17 protein-coding genes are annotated in these 17731 nt (G+C 61.5%); 5 read left to right on the top strand and 12 right to left on the bottom strand.

Annotated features, from left to right (window positions below; translation table 11 throughout):
* Positions 1–7: 7 nt before the first annotated feature.
* Complete coding sequence (ppk2, locus tag D6858_RS15080) at positions 8–778, bottom strand: polyphosphate kinase 2 (RefSeq protein WP_120112513.1); 771 nt, start codon at positions 776–778, stop codon at positions 8–10.
* Between the two features lie 73 nt (positions 779–851).
* Between ppk2 and phhA the strand changes: the two genes are divergently transcribed.
* Positions 852–1793, top strand: coding sequence for a phenylalanine 4-monooxygenase (phhA, locus tag D6858_RS15075; protein WP_120112510.1), 942 nt, complete (start codon positions 852–854; stop codon positions 1791–1793).
* Between the two features lie 88 nt (positions 1794–1881).
* Here the strand turns inward: phhA and D6858_RS15070 are convergent, their stop codons facing one another.
* The 5 genes from D6858_RS15070 to D6858_RS15050 all read right to left on the bottom strand — a co-directional run bounded on the left by D6858_RS15070 (position 1882) and on the right by D6858_RS15050 (position 7674).
* The gene (locus tag D6858_RS15070) at positions 1882–2136 is read right to left on the bottom strand and encodes a hypothetical protein (RefSeq protein WP_120112507.1); all 255 of its coding nucleotides are present in this window, start codon (positions 2134–2136) and stop codon (positions 1882–1884) included.
* A 71-nt stretch (positions 2137–2207) separates the two neighbouring features.
* On the bottom strand, positions 2208–2471 hold the full coding sequence (locus D6858_RS15065; protein WP_120112504.1) for a GlsB/YeaQ/YmgE family stress response membrane protein: 264 nt from the start codon (positions 2469–2471) through the stop codon (positions 2208–2210).
* Positions 2472–2577: 106 nt separating this feature from the next.
* A complete protein-coding gene (locus D6858_RS15060; protein WP_120112501.1) occupies positions 2578–3390 on the bottom strand; it encodes an undecaprenyl-diphosphate phosphatase in 813 nt (270 codons plus the stop codon).
* 85 nt (positions 3391–3475) lie between these two features.
* Positions 3476–5647 (bottom strand): M13 family metallopeptidase, encoded by a 2172-nt coding sequence (locus D6858_RS15055; protein WP_120112499.1) that lies wholly within the window; start codon positions 5645–5647, stop codon positions 3476–3478.
* Positions 5648–5832: 185 nt separating this feature from the next.
* A complete protein-coding gene (locus D6858_RS15050; protein WP_120112497.1) occupies positions 5833–7674 on the bottom strand; it encodes an ABC transporter transmembrane domain-containing protein in 1842 nt (613 codons plus the stop codon).
* 172 nt (positions 7675–7846) lie between these two features.
* Here D6858_RS15050 and D6858_RS15045 point away from each other — a divergent pair, with 172 nt between their 5' ends.
* The gene (locus D6858_RS15045) at positions 7847–9100 is read left to right on the top strand and encodes a polyhydroxyalkanoate depolymerase (RefSeq protein ID WP_120112495.1); all 1254 of its coding nucleotides are present in this window, start codon (positions 7847–7849) and stop codon (positions 9098–9100) included.
* Positions 9101–9105: 5 nt separating this feature from the next.
* Here D6858_RS15045 and D6858_RS15040 read toward each other — a convergent pair whose 3' ends face one another.
* Both D6858_RS15040 and D6858_RS15035 read right to left on the bottom strand, forming a co-directional pair.
* Positions 9106–9777 (bottom strand): DUF4126 domain-containing protein, encoded by a 672-nt coding sequence (locus D6858_RS15040; RefSeq protein WP_120112766.1) that lies wholly within the window; start codon positions 9775–9777, stop codon positions 9106–9108.
* Positions 9778–9877: 100 nt separating this feature from the next.
* Positions 9878–10867: a LytTR family DNA-binding domain-containing protein gene (locus D6858_RS15035; protein WP_165859719.1), complete on the bottom strand. Its 990-nt coding sequence runs from the start codon at positions 10865–10867 to the stop codon at positions 9878–9880.
* Here D6858_RS15035 and D6858_RS15030 point away from each other — a divergent pair.
* On the top strand, positions 10866–11420 hold the full coding sequence (locus D6858_RS15030) for a DUF2306 domain-containing protein (protein WP_205664975.1): 555 nt from the start codon (positions 10866–10868) through the stop codon (positions 11418–11420). The genes D6858_RS15035 and D6858_RS15030 overlap by 2 nt on opposite strands.
* An 80-nt stretch (positions 11421–11500) precedes the next feature.
* Here D6858_RS15030 and D6858_RS15025 read toward each other — a convergent pair whose 3' ends face one another.
* The 4 genes from D6858_RS15025 to D6858_RS15920 all read right to left on the bottom strand — a co-directional run bounded on the left by D6858_RS15025 (position 11501) and on the right by D6858_RS15920 (position 14836).
* Positions 11501–12679 carry an acetyl-CoA C-acyltransferase gene (locus tag D6858_RS15025; protein ID WP_120112490.1) on the bottom strand — a complete coding sequence of 393 codons (1179 nt, stop codon included), beginning with the start codon at positions 12677–12679 and terminating at the stop codon, positions 11501–11503.
* A gap of 106 nt (positions 12680–12785) precedes the next feature.
* Positions 12786–13235 carry a MaoC family dehydratase gene (locus D6858_RS15020; protein WP_102154638.1) on the bottom strand — a complete coding sequence of 150 codons (450 nt, stop codon included), beginning with the start codon at positions 13233–13235 and terminating at the stop codon, positions 12786–12788.
* A gap of 60 nt (positions 13236–13295) precedes the next feature.
* Entirely contained in the window at positions 13296–14693 is a 1398-nt protein-coding gene (locus tag D6858_RS15015; protein ID WP_120112487.1) for a DUF5935 domain-containing protein, read from the bottom strand.
* Positions 14690–14836, bottom strand: a complete 147-nt coding sequence (locus D6858_RS15920; RefSeq protein WP_165859718.1) for a hypothetical protein — start codon at positions 14834–14836, stop codon at positions 14690–14692. The genes D6858_RS15015 and D6858_RS15920 overlap by 4 nt, the downstream gene beginning before the upstream one ends.
* A 121-nt stretch (positions 14837–14957) precedes the next feature.
* On the opposite strand from D6858_RS15920, the gene D6858_RS15010 reads away from it, so the two are divergent.
* Together D6858_RS15010 and D6858_RS15005 are read left to right on the top strand one after the other, a co-directional pair.
* A complete protein-coding gene (locus tag D6858_RS15010; protein ID WP_120112484.1) occupies positions 14958–16190 on the top strand; it encodes a TIGR04063 family PEP-CTERM/XrtA system glycosyltransferase in 1233 nt (410 codons plus the stop codon).
* 44 nt (positions 16191–16234) lie between these two features.
* Entirely contained in the window at positions 16235–17686 is a 1452-nt protein-coding gene (locus tag D6858_RS15005) for a hypothetical protein (RefSeq protein WP_120112482.1), read from the top strand.
* Positions 17687–17731: the final 45 nt, after the last annotated feature.

Genomic DNA, 17731 nt, shown 5'->3' with positions numbered 1-17731 from the left:
ACCCCCGCTATTCGACCGGATAGTCCTTTATCGGTTTGAGCACGCCATATTCCTCCGCATGTGGAGGATGGTCCAGAGGCGGAAACGAAAGTTCCTCCGGCTGAACAGCGGTATCTGGCATTCGGTCGAGCAGGTCGCGTAGCAGAGTCAACCGCCCAAGCTTCTGATCGTTGAAATCTACCAGAGTCCACGGCGCATGTTCGGTATGCGTCGCTTTCAACATCTCCTCCCGCGCATGGCTATAGTCGTCGTATTTGCCCCGCGCGGCGAGGTCGATCGGTGACAGTTTCCAGCGTTTGAGCGGATCGTCGAGCCGCTCTCTCAGCCGTTCTTCCTGTTGCGCCTGATCGGTGGTGAGCCAGTATTTGAACAGCAGGATGCCATCGTCCACCAGCATTCGTTCGAATACCGGTGCCTGTTTCAGAAAAGCATCCACTTGCGGCTGCGTGGCAAAACCCATGACCTGTTCCACTCCGGCCCGGTTGTACCAGCTCCGGTCGAACAGAACGATCTCCCCCGCGCTGGGCAGGTGGCGAACATAGCGCTGAAAATACCATTGCGTCTTCTCCGCTTCGGTCGGCGCAGCCAGCGCCACGGTGCGACATTGGCGCGGATTGAGGGGACCGCCAACTGCCCGGATCGCCCCGCCTTTGCCCGCGGTATCGCGCCCTTCGAACAACACGCAGATTCGCGCACCCGTCGCTTTTGCCCAGCGCGCCATCGCGACCAGTTCCAGTTCGAGCGGCTCGTACAGCTCTTCGTATTGTTTTTTCTTCATTTCCCTATGTACCCGGCCTTCACGGACAGTTTGTCAGCACCGTATGGAGGTGCTACAAGTTTCAATTGTAATCATGGCTACTCTCGCAGACCAAAATCAGGATTTTTCCGTCCTGCCCGATTTGCCCGCGGATGTCTTCACCGCTCCGCTTCGCAAGCCCGCGCATGTTGGTGACGATTGGATCGAACCGGCGCAAACCCAATACGACGCGGCAGAAGATGCCATCTGGAACGACCTTTACGAACGGCAGATGGACGTATTGCCCGGTCGCGCCGCCAGCGCGTTTATAGCAGGCCTTCAGAAACTACCGCTGGGCCAGCGCGGGGTACCCGATTTCAACGAACTGTCGGAAGAACTAGGCCACCTGACCGGATGGAGCGTGGTGCCGGTGCCAATGCTGATTCCGGATCATGTGTTCTTCTGGCATCTGGCCAACAGACGCTTCCCGGCGGGCAACTTCATCCGCACACGCGAAACGTTCGATTACATTCAGGAACCCGACGTGTTCCACGATGTGTTCGGCCATGTGCCGATGCTGGCCGATCCGGTCTATGCCGATTACATGCAGGAATATGGCCGCGCCGGGTGGAAGGCCATGCGATACAACCGGCTGAAAGCATTGGGCGCGCTTTATTGGTACACAGTCGAATTCGGCCTGATTCTGGAAGGGCCCAGCGATGTGCGCGCCTATGGCGCTGGTATCCTCTCCGGCCCGACCGAAGCGGTATTTTCAACCGAAGCCAAAAGCCCGAACCGCATCATGCTGAACGTCGATCGCGTCATGCGAACCGATTATGTCATCAGCGATCTTCAGCCGACCTATTTTGTGATCGAAAGTTTCGAAGACCTCTATCACCAGACGGTGGAGCGCGATTTCGACCGGTTATATCGCAACCTGCCGCCTGCGTTCACATATGCCAACGCAGCGGTTATCGATGTCGACGACGTACTCCACCGCGGCACTCAGGAATATCTGCTACGCGGCGGGCGCGGCAGCGGCGCGAAACCGATCTGAGCGAAACCTCAGCAGCAAGAGATAACGTGCGGGTATAGAAAAACCGGCCCGGAACGCCTCCGGGCCGGTTTCCATTGCTTGTCAGCGATCAGTTGCCGGTGGCGTGGTCGGCTGCTTCGCCAGCTTCTTCCATTGCATCGGCCTTGTCTTCAGCCTTCTTGGTCATCGCGTCTGCCTGTGCATCGGTGATCTGGCCAGCGTCTTCCATCGCCTCGGCCTTGTCGTTCACCGCTTCGGCATGCTGTTCACCAGCGTCTTCCATCGCGTTTTCCTTCGGGCCGTCACATGCAGCAACCCCGAGGCCAAGCGCGAGCGCCGACGAAATCATGATAAACTTCTTCATTTCAGTATCCCCTTCTTGGAGCGGGCAGCCCGTCGTATTGAAATGGCGGCCCAGTGATAAACGGTCACGGTTTAGTGAAGCTGGCGGGTGAACGCCTGCCGCAGGATGTTGAAACCAGCCAACAATCCGATCGTTCCGACAAATGAAAAAAGCAGCGCTGAAGCGGTCAGTCCCACCAGCAACGAGCCATCATTCGCAAGCCAGCCAATCACCAATGTGGAGAACACGCCAACTGCAACGTTAGCGAGCACACATTGCCGATCATCGGCACAGACAAGAATGGAAGCAAGCCAGCCAAGGATGCCCCCGACGGCCAGCAGCACGATCAAACCCATTGAACTTCAAATCCCTGTGACTGCTGGGCCGGTAACGTCCCGGCAGCCGACAAAGTTCCGAATTCCGCGATGAAGCGAGCCTCACCAGAAAGTGAGAGGTGAGCAATCAGCCGAAGCTGAGCCAGGCAATCGCTGCGGCGCCGATCACGATACGATACCAGGCGAACGGGGCAAACCCGTGGCGGCTGACGTATGCGACGAATGCGCGGATCACCGCCAGTGCAACAACGAAGGCGACAGCAAAGCCGATGCCGATTTCCGTCCAGCCCACTGGTCCGGCTCCGGTCGCCAGCGCCTCGCGGTGATCGATAATTTGCAGCACAGTCGCGCCCATCATGGTCGGAATCGCGAGGAAGAAGCTGAATTCCGCCGCGGTGCGTCGTTCGACACCCATGGCAAGCGCGCCCATGATCGTCGCGCCGGAGCGGCTGACGCCGGGGATCATAGCGATGCACTGGACAAACCCGATACCAAGCGCAGTTTTGATGGGCAGATCGCCGATGCCTGTCGCTTCCCCTTGTTTCGCGGTACGTTCGATCACCAATATCGCGATGCCACCGATCAGCAGCGCCCAGCCAACCGGCACCGGGCTTTCCAGCAGAGCATCGATCTGATCCTTGAACAGAACCCCCAGCACCGCCGCCGGGATAAATGCGATCAGCAGGTTACGAATGAAACGCAAGCTATGCGCTTCACCCTTCAGCAGCCCCATGCCAACAGCCCAGAAGGTGCGCCAATATGCCACCACGACCGCCAGAATGGCGCCCAGCTGGATCACGATATTGAACACTTCCCAGGTTTTCGGGTCGTAGCCAAACAGCTTGGACGCCAGAATCAAATGCCCGGTGGACGACACCGGAACGAATTCCGTGAGACCTTCGACGATGCCAAGGAGGATGGCTGTAAGTGTAAGACCCATGACTGCCGCCCATTGAAGCACGGGCGGAACAAGTCAAGCGACCTGTCCCGCCCGTGCAGGGGTTCATCGATTTTGTTCCGGCGCCTTACCAGATCTTCAGGCGTTGTTCCGGCGGCAGATAAAGCGCGTCACCCGGCTTCACATTGAACGCCTTGTACCATGCATCCATGTTGCGCACGATGCCGTTCACCCGGTACTGTTCCGGGCTGTGCGGGTCGGTGCGGATACGCATACGCGCCGCATCGTCCCGCTGTTGCGACCGCCAGACCTGCGCCCACGCGAGGAAGAAGCGCTGATCGCCGGTCAGGCCGTCGATCACCGGCGCTTCCTTGCCGTTCAGCGCCAGTTTGTAGGCGCGGTAGGCCAGGCTCAGTCCGCCCAGATCGCCGATGTTTTCACCCAACGTGAAACGCCCGTTCACACATGTCTTGCCATCGTCGAGCGGGCAGAACTTGTCATACTGTTCGACCAGCTTGTTGCCCAGCTTGTCGAATGCTTCGCGGTCGGCGGCGGTCCACCAGTTGCGGAGTGCGCCAGTACCATCGCTCTTCGCACCCTGATCGTCGAACCCGTGGCTCATTTCGTGGCCAATTACGGCCCCGATCCCGCCATAGTTCACCGCAGGATCGGCCGTCGCATTGAAGAACGGGGGTTGCAGAATGCCAGCCGGGAACACGATCTCGTTCATGCTGGGGCTGTAATAGGCATTGACCGTTTCCGGCAGCATTCCCCACTCAGTACGGTCGATCGGGCCGCCGAGTTTGGCGAGATCGTGATTCCATTCCCATGCGCCCGCCGCAACGCGGTTGGCGATGGGATTGTCCGCAGTCATCGTCAGACCTTCATAGACCTCCAGATTGTCGCGATAACCGATCTTGGGCGTGAAAGCGTCGAGCTTGGCAATCGCTTCCTTCTTGGTGTCGGCGCCCATCCAGTTATTCGCCTTGATTGATTCCGCCAGCGCGATCCGCAGATTGGCGACCAGCTTGTCCATCGCCACCTTGTTGGCAGGCGGGAAGTACTTCTCGACATAGGCCTTGCCGACCAGCTCGCCGACGAGGCTTTCGGTTTCGTCGATCGCGCGCTTCCACCGCGGGCGCTGCTCAGGCGTGCCCGACAGGGTCTTGCCATAGAATTCGAAGTTCGCCGCATCGATATCCGACGGCAGGACGGAGGCATTGCCGGAAATGAACCGTGCGATAGTCCACGCCTGCAAGGTCGAAACCGGCACTTCGCTCAGCAGCTTGAACATGCCCGGCACACCGCTGCCGATCGACTGGACCTGTTGCGGAGTGAGGCCCAGCTCCTTGGCGCGTTCGGGCGAAGGCGGCAGGTAGGCGACATTGAATTTCGTCGCTTTGTTCAGGCCAGAGGTCTGCATAAACGCGGCCAGCGGGAAATCGCCAGCCAGCGCGGCAAGCTGTTCCGGGGTTTCGGCATTGTAGGTCAGGTCGCGGTTGCGGCGCGCATTGCGATCCCACGATACGTCGCGCGCGATCACGTCTTCCAGACTGTACACCGCCTCGGCCGCTGCCTTGGAGTCGGCATATCCAGCCTTGCCGAGAATGAACGCGAGATAATCGCGATATTTCTGCTGGATCTCCTTACCCTTCTCGCTCGTGTCGAGATAGTAATCGCGATCGGGCAGGCCCAGTCCGCCGTTGTAGATGCCGACCAGATATTGATCCGGCTGTTTGGAATCGACCATCACACCGCCACCGAACGGAGCGGGATAGCCCGGCTTACCCCACAGGGCAGCGAGTTTCGGCAGCGTGTCGGCACCGATGATCGCGGTCAGATACGGCTGCGCGTGGCTCAGGCCCGCGGCATCGATCGCCTGCGTATCGATGAAGGCGTTGTACACATCGACTACGCGGGCATCGCTGCTGTCGGGCGCGGGGTTGGATGCGACCATCGTATCGACCACGTTCTTCACATCTTTGGTCGAACCTTCACGCAGCAGGTTGAATGCCCCGAAGCGCGAAAATTCGGCCGGCAGCGGATTGGCTTCGAGCCATTTCTCGTTGGCGTAGGCGAAGAAGTCGTCGCCAGGCTTCACGTCGTGATCGATGTAGGCAGGGTCGAAACCCCAGGTGCCGAAACTCATTGTCGGCAGCTTGTCTTCATCTGCGGCGGCATCCTTGGCAGGTGCAGGCTTTGCGGCGGCAGCAGGCGTCGGATCGGCAGCAAATGCAGGAGCGGCAAGCGTCAGCGCAAGCGCGCTGGCACCAGCGGCAATAGCGGTCTTGATGGTCATGAAAGTCCCTTCTTGATCCGTTCGGGGCGCGTAGACTGGCCCGATACGGGCGCGCCCGGAATGGTCCTGTCTGTGCGCCGCGCACGGCGAACCCGTCAAGCAGCGCCAATACGTTCGTCGGCTGCATTGACCGCTTGGTAGATTAACCCGCCTGAGGCTCGGCTGAACGCAGCAGCGCGCTGGCTTCAGGCCATTTCTCCGGTGCCGAACTGCAATCGTGCAAGCCGCGCGTACAACCCGCCTGCCACTGTCAGCTCGGCATGGGTGCCCTGCTCCACAATGCGGCCTTCTTCCATCACCACGATCCGGTCTGCCGCGCGGACTGTCGCGAGGCGGTGGGCGATCACCAGCGTAGTGCGATCTGCCATCAACCGCTCCAGCGCATCCTGCACCAGCCGTTCGCTTTCCGCGTCGAGCGCACTTGTGGCTTCATCGAGCAACAGGATCGGTGCATCGCGCAGGATGGCACGGGCAATCGCGATCCTCTGACGCTGCCCACCCGATAGCTGAGTCCCGTTTTCGCCAAGAAACGTATCCAGCCCTTGCGGCAGATCGCGCAGGAACGCCTCGGCATTGGCTGCCCGCGCCGCTTCCCAGATCGCTTCGTCGCTGGCGTTCCATGCGCCATAACGCAAGTTGTCGCGGGCATTGGCGGAAAACAACACGCCTTCCTGTGGAACCAACGCGATACGCTGGCGGATTTCCGCAGGATCGGCGCTGGTCAGCGGCACTCCATCGAGGCGGATCGTTCCCGCCTGCGGATCGTAAAACCGTTCCGCCAACTGGAAGATCGTCGATTTTCCCGCACCCGACGGGCCAACGATGGCCACAGTTTCGCCGGGCTGCACCTCCAGCGTAAAATCGTGCAGTGCAGCGGTGTCCAGTCGCGTGGGATAACGGAAACTGACATTGCGGAACGACAGGTTGCCACGCGCGGGCACCGGCAGCGCCTCTGGCCGGGCAGGCGCGGCGATTGTCGGCTTTTCATCGAGCAGTTCGGCCAGTCGGCTGGCAGCCCCCGCCCCGCGCAATAAATCGCCATAGACTTCTGTCAGCGATCCGAACGCCCCCGCGACCAGACCGGCGGTGATAACCACCGCGGCAATCGTACCCCCGGATATTTCGCCGCTCGCCACGCCGACGGCCCCGCGCCACATCAGCGCAGTGATCGCCCCGAAAATCAGCAGGATGACAATCGCCGTCATCGCCGCACGGATCAGGATGCGGCGCTTGGCCGTGCTGAACGTGCTTTCCACCGCGCCGGTAAACCGTTCCCGCTCGCGCGATTCCTGATTGAACGCCTGCACGATCTTCATCGCGCCGAGCACTTCGGTCACCATCGCCCCGATATCGGCCACCCGGTCCTGACTCGACCGCGAAACTGTACGCAACCGACGGCCGAAATAAGTGATCGGGATCACGATGGCGGGGATCACCAGCATCATCCACATCGTCAGCGTCGGCACCAGCCAGAACAGGTACGCGGTGCCGCCAATGGCCATCAGCGTGTTCCGCAGGGCCACCGAAACGGTGGTGCCCACCACCTGTTCGATCAGCGTGGTATCGCTGGTCATCCGGCTGGAAATTTCCTTGGGGCTGTTCTCTTCATAGAACCCCGGCGCGAGGCGCAACAGGTTCTGCTGAACACGCAAACGGATATCGGCCACAACCCGTTCACCCAGCCAAGACACGAAATAGAACCGCGCCGCTGTGCCCAATGCCAGCACACAGACAATCATCATCAGATAGCGGAACCAGCGCGCGATATCGTCAGGATTTCCTCCAGCCGAAAAGCCACGGTCGATAATCAGCTTGAACCCGGCCGGGATCGCCAGCGTCGCCCCTGCCGTAATCACCAGCGCGATCAGTGCCAGCGTCACCCGCCCCGGATAAGCGAGTGATTGCTGCCAGATCATCAGCAGCGGACGAATGCTCTTCGCCGCCTGCTGATCGCGTTCCTTGCGACGGCGGCCCCGCTTGCGGCGGGAGGGAGTGGCAGTCTCGTCATCCAGTGGGGTGTCGTCCATCGACGCCGCACATAAGCTCACCCTGCGGCGAAATCCACTGGTACACTGGATATTCCGGAACGACGCCCAATATTGTGCATTGCACAATGACCCGAACGCAGGCACCATACCCTCGGTTCGGGCAAAGGCGCCAGTGGCGCGATAACAACGCCGCAACGGCAGGAGAATACCAATGCTCTATCACGCACACGAGATGCAACGGGCATGGCTGAACGGAGCCAGCGCATGGGCTTCGATCGCTTCGGAAATGTTGGGAAATCCCGCCAATCCGATGGGTTATTTCGGGCTCGGCCCCACTGCGGCGAGCGCACTGGAAGTGTTCGCCCACGCTACGCAGTCGCGTGGCAAACCCGAATTCGGGATCGATGCAGTCAATGCCGGTGGACAACCCCACGCGGTGATCGAATCGATCGTGCTGAACAAACCGTTCGGCGATCTTCTCCGCTTTACTCACGACGGGCTGGACGATTCATCGCCCAAAGTGCTGATCGTCGCTCCGATGAGCGGCCATTATGCCACGCTGCTGCGCGGCACGGTCGAGCGGATGCTCGAACATAGCGAGGTGTATATCACCGACTGGGCCGATGCGAAGATGGTTCCCATGCGCGAAGGCAGCTTCGATCTGGACGATTACATCGATTATATCATCGACTTCCTCGAATATATCGGACCGGGCGCGAATGTGATCGCGGTGTGCCAGCCTTCGGTGCCCGCGCTTGCAGCCACGGCCGTGATGAACGCTGCGAAAAACCCGGCGACCCCTGCGACGCTGACGATGATGGGCGGCCCGATCGACACCCGTTGTTCGCCCACAACGGTCAACGATCTGGCGATGGAGCGGCCAATCGAATGGTTCCGCCAGACAGTGATCGCCACCGTGCCGATGCAGTATCCGGGGCACGGGCGGCGGGTCTATCCCGGCTTCATGCAGCTCGCCAGTTTCATGAGCATGAACCTCGGCAGCCATTTGATGAGCCATTACGAGATGTTCAAACATCTCACCGCAGGCGACGATGCCAGCGCCGATCTGACCAAGGCATTTTACGACGAATACCGTTCGGTCTGCGACATGACCGCCGAATTCTATCTCCAGACAGTGGAGGAAGTGTTCCAAAAGCATTCGCTGCCCAACGGAACATTCGTCCATCGTGGCAAAGCGGTCGATCTCGGCGCGATCGACCAGACCGCGTTACTGGCAGTCGAAGGCGAGCGGGACGATATTTCAGGTATCGGCCAGACCAAGGCCGCGCTCGATCTGGCCACGGGCCTCGCCAAATCGAAGAAGCAGTATCTGCTGGCCGAAGGGGCCGGGCACTATGGCATTTTCAATGGCAGCCGCTGGCGCACCAAAATCGCGCCAGTAGTCGAAGAATTCATCGCCAAACACGCCAGGAAGAGCAAGGCGCAGCTCAAACAAGTGGCCTGAGGCTGCTATCCCGCGTCAGGCCCTGCGTTGGGCCCGGCATCCTGATCGCCTGCGCTGACCGGCGCTGTCCTGACCGGCACCGTCTCACCTCGCCCCTTGCGACCCAATAGCTTGCGGATCACCCGCCGCGCCATCAGCGTGAGGTAGATCGCCAGCGCCAGCAGCGCCACGGCCACCAATGCGGCAATCGCCGGAAAGGCATAGACCAGCACCAGCGACCCGCCGATCACTACATCTTCGGCAAGCGAAGCGGCAAGATTGCTGACCGGTTCGGGGCTGGCGTTGATAACCGCGCGCGTACCCGCCTTGCTGGCATGGCTGGCCAGCGCCCCGGCGCCCCCCAGTATGAACGCGATCACTTGCGTGGTTGGATCGGATGGATCGACAATCGCCAGCGCCAGCATCGCACCGCCAATCGGACGGACAAGCGTGTGCACTGCATCCCATGCGCTGTCGAGCCAGGCAATCTTGTCTGTCAGCAGTTCGATCAGCGCAGCGAGCGCAGCAACGCCCATGACCCACGGGTTAGCCAGCACGTCCAGCGCGGTGAGATGTTCGGGCAACGGCAACGGCCCCCAGCGCATCGCCGCACCAGTGGCGAAGATGCACAGATACAGGCGCCACCCGGCCAGCAGACTGACCGATCCGGCTATACCCAGAATCTCGATAATTCCCATCGACCCCTCCTCCGCCAGCGCCCGATCCACGATGTTACGCGGTAACAGCCGTGATTGCACGGCATAGGCTGAATTAATAAACCTCCACGTCAGCCCCCTCCTAGAACCAGCCTGCGAGGCGTAGTTCCTCGACCATGCTGCGTGCGACCGGCACTTCGCGCCCATCCACCAGTTGCAGACGGATCGCCCGCCCCTGTCTGGTTGTGCCGCTGACCGCCCGGCGCGCAACCCACCAACCACGGTGAACGCGCGCCCCGTCGATTCCGCGCAGCGCCTCTGCCGCATCGCCCATTCGCATCAGGATCAGCGCGTCGCCCCTGTCGGTGTGGACCCGCAGATAATGATCTTCGTTTTCAAGGTAGAGCACATTCTCCCCCAAGGCAGGAGGCAGCTTGTCGAAAATCAGACGCGCCGGATCGGGCGATGGCGCTTCTTCCCGAACAGGCAGAGACGGTGAAGCCTCCATATCAGCATGCGCGGTGCCGCGATCCCTATCACACGGTGAGACGCTTTCCTCCGCCACCGGGCTGTTTCGCCGCAGCAAGACCTGCAATGCGGTGAACAGTCCCCCCACCACCACGACATTGGTATAAAGCGCCGCAAGCCGATCGAGCCGCATCTCGCCAAGCTGCCAGCCATAGAGCGTACCCGCAACGATCAGCGTCGTCGGAAACGATGCCAGCACCGTAGCGAGCGCCAGCCCCAGCCAGAGCGGCAAGCCGGTGTGTCCGGACAGTGCGATCCCGCCCGCCACCACTGGGCGAAAACAAAGATATCCGCCAATCGCAAACACCAGCCATACAAACAGGCGGGCGCCGAACGACATCGCATCCATTCCAAATGGTGCCAGCAGCGCCATCGCCAGTGCAGCAGCACCCATCAACGCGATTTCACGCGCCAGTCTGCCTCTGTCTGGAAGAATGTCCGCCAAAATGCCCGTCCCGTTCATGCTTCGCCAGCTGTACAGTCTGCACCAGCGAAGGCCAGCCTGCGAAATGCAGTGCGCGTTCGTGCAATCGCGATTGCCCGTCAACGGGCCGGTGGCATTGCCGGTGCCATCGAAACCATCCGATGCACGAAGGACTGCCATGACTCCCTCTCCCACACCCACACATTCCAGCCGCGCTGCCGGTGCAGAGGCCGCCTTGCCGGGCCGTTCGGCACAGGCCGTGCGTTGGGGCGCGATGATCGTGATTGCCGGGATGAGCGTTGCATGTGCCGTTGCGATCGCACGTCTGGCCGCCGCGCCCGATCGGGTAACGATTGCCCCGCACATCCCTCACCTTTGGCTGACCATTCATCTGGTCTGTGCTGTCCCCGCGATCCCGCTGGGCGGGTGGATCCTGTTGAACCGCAAGGGTGACCGCCGCCACAAAATGCTGGGCCGGATCTGGGGCATCATGATGCTGGGCGCAGCGCTGTCGAGCTTCGCGCTAACCGGATTGCTGGGCGGAAGCTTCAGCCCGATCCATGCGCTGTCGATCCTCACGCTGGTGACCATCCCGCGGGCGGTGTGGAACATTCGTCGCGGTAATGTACGCGCTCACAAACGTTCGATGGTCATTCTTTACATCAGTCTGGTGGTGGCCGCCGGGTTTGCATTCCTGCCCGGACGCCTGATGGGCGACTGGCTGATGGGCTGACCGCCGCCGCCCGCCCCAAAAAGAACGCAGCGCCACCGGGCGGGCCGGGGCGCTGCGCGTATTACCTTGCTGTTGGTGCGTCAGAGGACTTCGAACAGGCCCGCTGCACCCATACCGCCGCCGACACACATGGTCACCACGACATACTTTTCGCCGCGACGCTTGCCTTCGCGAATGGCGTGGCCAACGCAGCGCGCGCCAGTCATGCCATAGGGATGGCCAATGGAGATCGAGCCGCCGCTGACGTTGAGCTTCGCACCGTCGATGCCCAGCTTGTCCTGACAGTACAGCACCTGGACGGCAAACGCTTCGTTCAGTTCCCAAAGACCGATATCGTCGATCTTCAACCCAAACCGGTCGAGCAGCTTGGGAATGGCATATACCGGGCCGATGCCCATTTCATCGGGTTCCGTCCCGGCGACAGCCATACCGACATAGCGCGCCATCGGGGTCAGGCCCTTCTTCGCCGCCACGCCCGCTTCCATCACGACAACTGCCGCAGAGCCATCGCTCAACTGGCTGGCGTTGCCAGCCGTGATCGAACCGCCGGGGATCACCGGCTGAAGGCTGGAAAGCCCTTCCAGCGTGGTCGAGGGGCGATTGCCTTCGTCCTGCTTCAGCGTGATTTCCTTGTCGGAAATTTCGCCGGTTTCCTTGTTCTGCACCTTCATCGTGCGGGTCACTTCGACGATTTCGTCGTCGAAAATCCCGGCCTGCTGCGCGGCGGCGGTACGCTGCTGGCTGGACAGCGCGTATTCGTCCTGCCGTTCGCGGCTGATGCCGTAACGGTTGGCGACCGTTTCCGCGGTCTGCAACATCGGCATGTAAATCGCGCCGTGCATCGCCAGCAGTTCGGGATCGGGCATCACCCGCATTTCAGGCGTCTGCACCAGACTGATCGATTCCTGCCCACCGGCAGCAACGATGTCCATCCGGTCCATCACCACCTGTTTGGCCGCAGTGGCGATAGTCATCAGCCCGCTGGAGCACTGGCGATCGATGGTCATGCCCGAAACCGTCACCGGGCACCCGGCGCGCAGTGCGACCTGACGGCCCAAATTGCCCGCCTGTGCACCCTGCTGCAGCGCAGAACCCCAGATAACATCGTCGATTTCGCCCGCTTCGATACCGGCACGTTCGATGGCCGGAGCGAGCGAAAGGGCGCCGAGCGTAGCGCCCGGAGTGGCATTGAACGCACCGCGATAGGCCTTGCCGATCGGGGTACGGGCGGTGGATACGATCACTGCATCACGTGACATGGAGTATTCCTTTGTTGCGAAGTGCGAATTGCCGGACCTTAGGCTCAGATCAGGCAAATGAGTTTCGCGCGCCCGATCACCCACGGGCACAGGCGCGCGGATCGGTTCAGACGAAGATCTGGGTGATCCATTCGCAGATCAGAGCGGGCTTTTCCTCGCCTTCGATCTCGATGGTGATTTCGGCGGTCTGCTGCCACTGGCCGGGCCGTTTTTCGACCATTTCCACCAGTTTCCAGATGCCGCGAATGCGCTTGCCGGAACGAACGGGGTTGATGAACCGCGTTTTGTTGCCGCCATAATTGATGCCCATTTTCACGCCGTCGATCTGCGGCATATCCGAATTGGCACCAAGATAGGGGATCATCGACAGCGTCAGGAACCCATGCGCGATCGTGCCCCCGAACGGAGTCATCTTCGCCATATCCGGATTGACGTGGATAAACTGATGATCGCCGGTCGCATCGGCAAATTTGTCGATCCGGTCCTGGCCAATTTCGACCCATTCGCTGGTCGCGATGGTTTCGCCGACTTTCGCCTGGATTTCCTGCGGGGACATGCGCCTCTCCTCTTTTCGAAGCCGTGGTATGTTGGCGGCTTCATAGGCGCATGATTGGCCCTAACGCAACGCGCCTGCCTGTGCCGCTACGGCATTCTGGCCTGCACGGGCACGCCGCCGCCGCTGAGCAGCGCGGGGCGATTCGGGTTTCTGCGAATCGGTGCGTTTGCAATATGTCCACAAAGCACACTGCACCCCCACCAGCGTGAGGATAAACGGCTGATAGGCGATCCCCTGAAACAGGGAGCCGAGCAGATAGATCGCCTGCCCGAACTGCAACGCCACGGCCAGCGGCGCCTGCCATGCTTCATGCTCTGCCGTCCGCCCGCGCCAGCGCCGCCGGATGCGTTCCATCTGCCACAGGCCGAGCGCGTGAATCCACAGCCACAGGGTAATGCCAGGATACCCCTGCTCTCCCAGCATTTCGAACACCGCAGAGTGATAGGCGCGGCCCTTGTCGGTCACGGTCGTCATCCGCACCGATTCGCCGGTGCCATCGTCGACTCTTTGCGGCATCCGATAGGTGAACGAATTGCCGCGATAGGCATCGAACCCGCCACCCAGCGGATGTTCGGCGGCATAGTCGATAGTCCACTGCCACACCGCCAGTCGGGTGGACGCGGATTCATCTTCCTTGTGATCCTCGATGGTGTTCATCCGGTCCCAGTAGCTCTGCGGCACGAACGGCAATGCCGCCATGCCCAGCAGACCGGCCCCGGCGATATAGAGGAACCGCCGCCTGGTATCGCGCAGCATCAGTATGCCGAGCAGCGCGATGCACAGCAGACCGGTGCGCGCCTGCGTGCCGATGGGCATCAACAGACAGGAAAAGATCAGCGCCCCGGCAAAGGTCTTCACTCGCCAGTCGGGCCGGAAGATCGTGCCGTATTTCACCAGCCACAGGATCGTAGGGATGATAGCGATGGCAACGGTGGAGATGGTCGAGCTTTCGTACATCCCCGAATTGTCGTTCACGAACAGCGATAGCACGCCATATCCGCCGCCGCCGGTTGCGGTTTTCATCCCGCCGTCGATGATGATCGCTCCGGCTGTCAGGACCATCGTCAACAGCACCGCTTCGAATCGCAGGCGTGTCGTCAGAGTCAGCGGCACGAATATCGCGAACAGCAGCGCCTTCCACACCCAGCTCCACTTGTGCGCGGCCTCTGCCGGGAAATCGGCCCCGAACGTAGTGAACGCACAATAGGCCAGCAGCGCCACCAGCAACCATTGGCGAAACGCGAACTGCGCGCCTTTCTTGTTATCGACCAGCAGCCACCCGCCAAACGCAGCACAGAACGCGATCAGCGACACCGGCAGCGCCGCGACGAAGCGCCAGCCAATCGTCTGCGGCGCCAGTGTATCGATATAGATATAGAGCAGCACCCAGATGAAGGAGCGTTTCAGCCCCAGCACCAGAAACGCGACGATGAACAGCAGCAGCGCGAGGTCGGTCACGGCGCGGCGCTCTCTTCCGGCCCGTCGTCTTGCGGAAGCGATGGCGGCGGCGGATCGGCATCGAGATCGTCGCGCATCGCCAGCCGCAAACCCATCAGCAGCAGCAGACCGTGCGTCAGCGCCAGAGCGAACAGGTCGATCATGCTGTTATCAACTGCTCCCTGGACTTCTCGCAATGTGGACGGGACGATTCCGGTCCATTGTCGCACCCGATAACAGCAGGCAGTTGACGCGGCGTTAAGGCTATCGTGAGATAGTCTGACCATGACCAGAGTTCTACATGTCCTCGACCATTCATTGCCGCTCCACAGCGGCTATACCTTCCGCACACGCGCGATCATGACCGCGCAGGCTGCCAGCGGGCTGGAAGTGCGCGGTATCACCGGGCTAAGGCACAAGGCGGATGGGCCACCAGCCGAAGTGGCCGACGGGTTGCTGTTCCACCGGGCCACAGGCGATGCCGGTGGCCCCGTTGGGCTGCGCGAACTGCGCGAAGTCGCTCGGCTGGCGGAAGCTATCGAGCGCGTGGCGCAGGATTGGCGCCCCGATGTGCTGCACGCGCATTCGCCCGCACTGTGCGGGCTGGCCGCGCTGCGCGCCGGGCGCAAGCTGGGCATCCCGGTGGTGTATGAAATCCGCGCCTTCTGGGAAGATGCCGCTGTCGGCAACGGCACCGGGCGCGCCGGATCGGTGAAATACCGGCTAACGCGGGCGATGGAAAACCGCGTTGTCGGTGAGGCCGCCGCCGTGTTCACGATCTGCAACGGTTTGCGCGACGATCTGATCGCGCGCGGTTTCGACGGTGGGCGGATCGGCATTTCGCCCAACGGCGTGGACCTGTCGCTGTTCGGCGATCCCCCCGCGCGTGATGATGCACTGGCCACCGAACTGGGCATCCCTGCAGGGGCGCCGGTGATCGGCTTCATCGGCAGTTTTTACGATTACGAAGGGCTGGACGATCTCATCGCGGCCATGCCGCGCCTGCGCCAGCGCCACAGCGATGCCCGCCTGTTGCTGGTCGGCGGCGGGCCGATGGATGCGGCATTGCGCGCGCAAGCCGCTGCGTCACCCGCGGCCGATGCGATCGTGTTTACCGGGCGCGTACCGCACAGCGAAGTCGAACGGTATTACTCGCTGATCGATATTCTTGCCTATCCGCGCAAGGCCAGCCGCCTGACCGATCTGGTCACACCGCTCAAGCCGCTGGAGGCGATGGCACAGGGCCGGATCGTCGCCGCAAGCGATGTCGGCGGCCATCGCGAACTGATCGACGATGGCGAGACCGGCACTTTGTTCGCGCCCGACAATCCCGCCGCCTGTGCCGACGCGCTGGCCGACCTGATCGATGCCAGCGACGGATGGGAATGCCAGCGCAAACGCGCCCGCGCGATCGTGGCCGAACGGCACGACTGGGCGCGCAACGTCCATCGTTATCAAGTCGTTTACCATCACCTGTTAGGCACAGCGGTTGATGAGGGGCTGAGTGTTGCCGCCTGAGGCGCGGATGCACATAGAACAGCTCGTAAGCATGGGGTAAACGAGTGCAACCCACGAACAAGAAGCAAGCGGCTAAACCGCCGGTCAGCGCCCACCCGGCGTTTCCCGTTATCGTGGCGTTGTGGTTCTGCGCCCTGTTCGGCATTGGCAGCATGGTTCTGCCGGCGGCATTGCTCGAAAAAGTCGTCGCGTCGACGGGTATTTCTGCCGTCATTCCTGCAGCTGCACCGCCACTGGGTACGACCGCGCGCATTCTGATCGCACTGGCGGCAGCGGGCATCGGTGTTGTCGCGGGCCTGTTCGTTGCTCGCAAGGTTGCCGCTTCGCAAGGCAACACCACTCCGGCCCGCAGCCGTTCGATCGCGTCAGGCCCGGAAGAGAAAGCCGAAAGCGCCGCCGATCCTCTTTCGACCAAAAAACCCATTTCCGCGCATGAAGAACTGGGGAGTGACCGGTTCGACGCTCCATTCGACGATGATGAAGATGGGGTGATGTCAGTCGCGACCGACACCGGGAGCGATGCCGAGAGCGACGCGCACCGCTTTCACACTGCTCTGCAAAGCGATGAAGTGCATGACGATGCGCCCCAACTGGCGACATTCACCGGAAGCGGGGACGAGATCGTCGCTATCGAGGACGCGCCCATTGACGAATATGGCATTCCGCCCGCGGACCCGCAGGCTCCCATCGCGTATGCCTCAATCGCCGGGTCAGACGAAGAAACCGCCCCTTTGGCAAGCGAGGAGGAGGCGATGGCCGACCACACCCAGGCCACGCCGTTTGCTGCCACCGACGCAGACGACCTACCAGCCTCCGCACAAACCCAGGAAGTGTCTGCCACGCATCCCACCGACAACATTCTGAACCGGCCGTTGGAAGAGTTGTCGATTGCCGGACTGGTCGAACGGTTCGCGCATGCGCTGGAAACCCACCGTACATCGGTCGCGGCGCAGGCGAATGGTGCGCCCGCACCGGAATATTCCGGCCACACGCCCGATTCCGCGAACGAAGCACCCCAATCGGCGGCCTGTCGCGAATCTGCGCCCCTGGCTCCACCGCCGCCGTATGTGCCGAGCGCACTGCGCCCCATCGCAATCGATGGCGACGATGAAGGATTTGAGGACGAGCATGTGCCCGATCTCGATCTGACGTCTAGCCTTGCCCGGCCGACATATTCTGCGGGTTATGCGGAAGATCGCTCAGGCGTCGATCAGGCCACCAAACCCGTGCCGTTCGCTATCGCGCGCGATACGTTTGCCGTGCCGGAAGACGAAACCGACAGCGACTATGACGACAGCGAGAACGGCGACGAATATTCATCGTTGCTGACGATGAAGAGCCCGTTCACTCTGCCGCGCGAAACAGTGCGGGTCGATGATGAGGACGACAGCGATGCCAGCCCTGTGGCAACGGCCCGCCATCACGACGCCGCCGAAACCGAACAACGCCTGCGCGAAGCGCTGGAGAAACTGCAGAGAATGAGCGGGGCCGCCTGAGCTGTCCCTGCTACCCGGAGGTAACCCCTCGTGAGTAAAGCCGGA

This window comes from Tsuneonella suprasediminis (assembly GCF_003605755.1).
GTDB classification, from domain to species: domain Bacteria; phylum Pseudomonadota; class Alphaproteobacteria; order Sphingomonadales; family Sphingomonadaceae; genus Tsuneonella; species Tsuneonella suprasediminis.
This window is presented reverse-complemented; position numbering and strand designations above follow the sequence as displayed.

Bases quoted from the DNA above. Each gene is read 5' to 3' on its own strand.
- D6858_RS15050 (WP_120112497.1), bottom strand. From the start codon at position 7,674: ATGGACGACACCCCACTGGATGACGAGACTGCCACTCCCTCCCGCCGC.
- D6858_RS15025 (WP_120112490.1), bottom strand. From the start codon at position 12,679: ATGTCACGTGATGCAGTGATCGTATCCACCGCCCGTACCCCGATCGGC.
- D6858_RS15920 (WP_165859718.1), bottom strand. From the start codon at position 14,836: ATGATCGACCTGTTCGCTCTGGCGCTGACGCACGGTCTGCTGCTGCTG.
- D6858_RS15035 (WP_165859719.1), bottom strand. From the start codon at position 10,867: ATGGCAGTCCTTCGTGCATCGGATGGTTTCGATGGCACCGGCAATGCC.
- D6858_RS15020 (WP_102154638.1), bottom strand. From the start codon at position 13,235: ATGTCCCCGCAGGAAATCCAGGCGAAAGTCGGCGAAACCATCGCGACC.
- D6858_RS15070 (WP_120112507.1), bottom strand. From the start codon at position 2,136: ATGAAGAAGTTTATCATGATTTCGTCGGCGCTCGCGCTTGGCCTCGGG.
- D6858_RS15060 (WP_120112501.1), bottom strand. From the start codon at position 3,390: ATGGGTCTTACACTTACAGCCATCCTCCTTGGCATCGTCGAAGGTCTC.
- D6858_RS15010 (WP_120112484.1), top strand. From the start codon at position 14,958: ATGACCAGAGTTCTACATGTCCTCGACCATTCATTGCCGCTCCACAGC.
- ppk2 (WP_120112513.1), bottom strand. From the start codon at position 778: ATGAAGAAAAAACAATACGAAGAGCTGTACGAGCCGCTCGAACTGGAA.
- D6858_RS15030 (WP_205664975.1), top strand. From the start codon at position 10,866: ATGACTCCCTCTCCCACACCCACACATTCCAGCCGCGCTGCCGGTGCA.
- D6858_RS15065 (WP_120112504.1), bottom strand. From the start codon at position 2,471: ATGGGTTTGATCGTGCTGCTGGCCGTCGGGGGCATCCTTGGCTGGCTT.
- D6858_RS15040 (WP_120112766.1), bottom strand. From the start codon at position 9,777: ATGGGAATTATCGAGATTCTGGGTATAGCCGGATCGGTCAGTCTGCTG.
- D6858_RS15045 (WP_120112495.1), top strand. From the start codon at position 7,847: ATGCTCTATCACGCACACGAGATGCAACGGGCATGGCTGAACGGAGCC.
- D6858_RS15055 (WP_120112499.1), bottom strand. From the start codon at position 5,647: ATGACCATCAAGACCGCTATTGCCGCTGGTGCCAGCGCGCTTGCGCTG.
- phhA (WP_120112510.1), top strand. From the start codon at position 852: ATGGCTACTCTCGCAGACCAAAATCAGGATTTTTCCGTCCTGCCCGAT.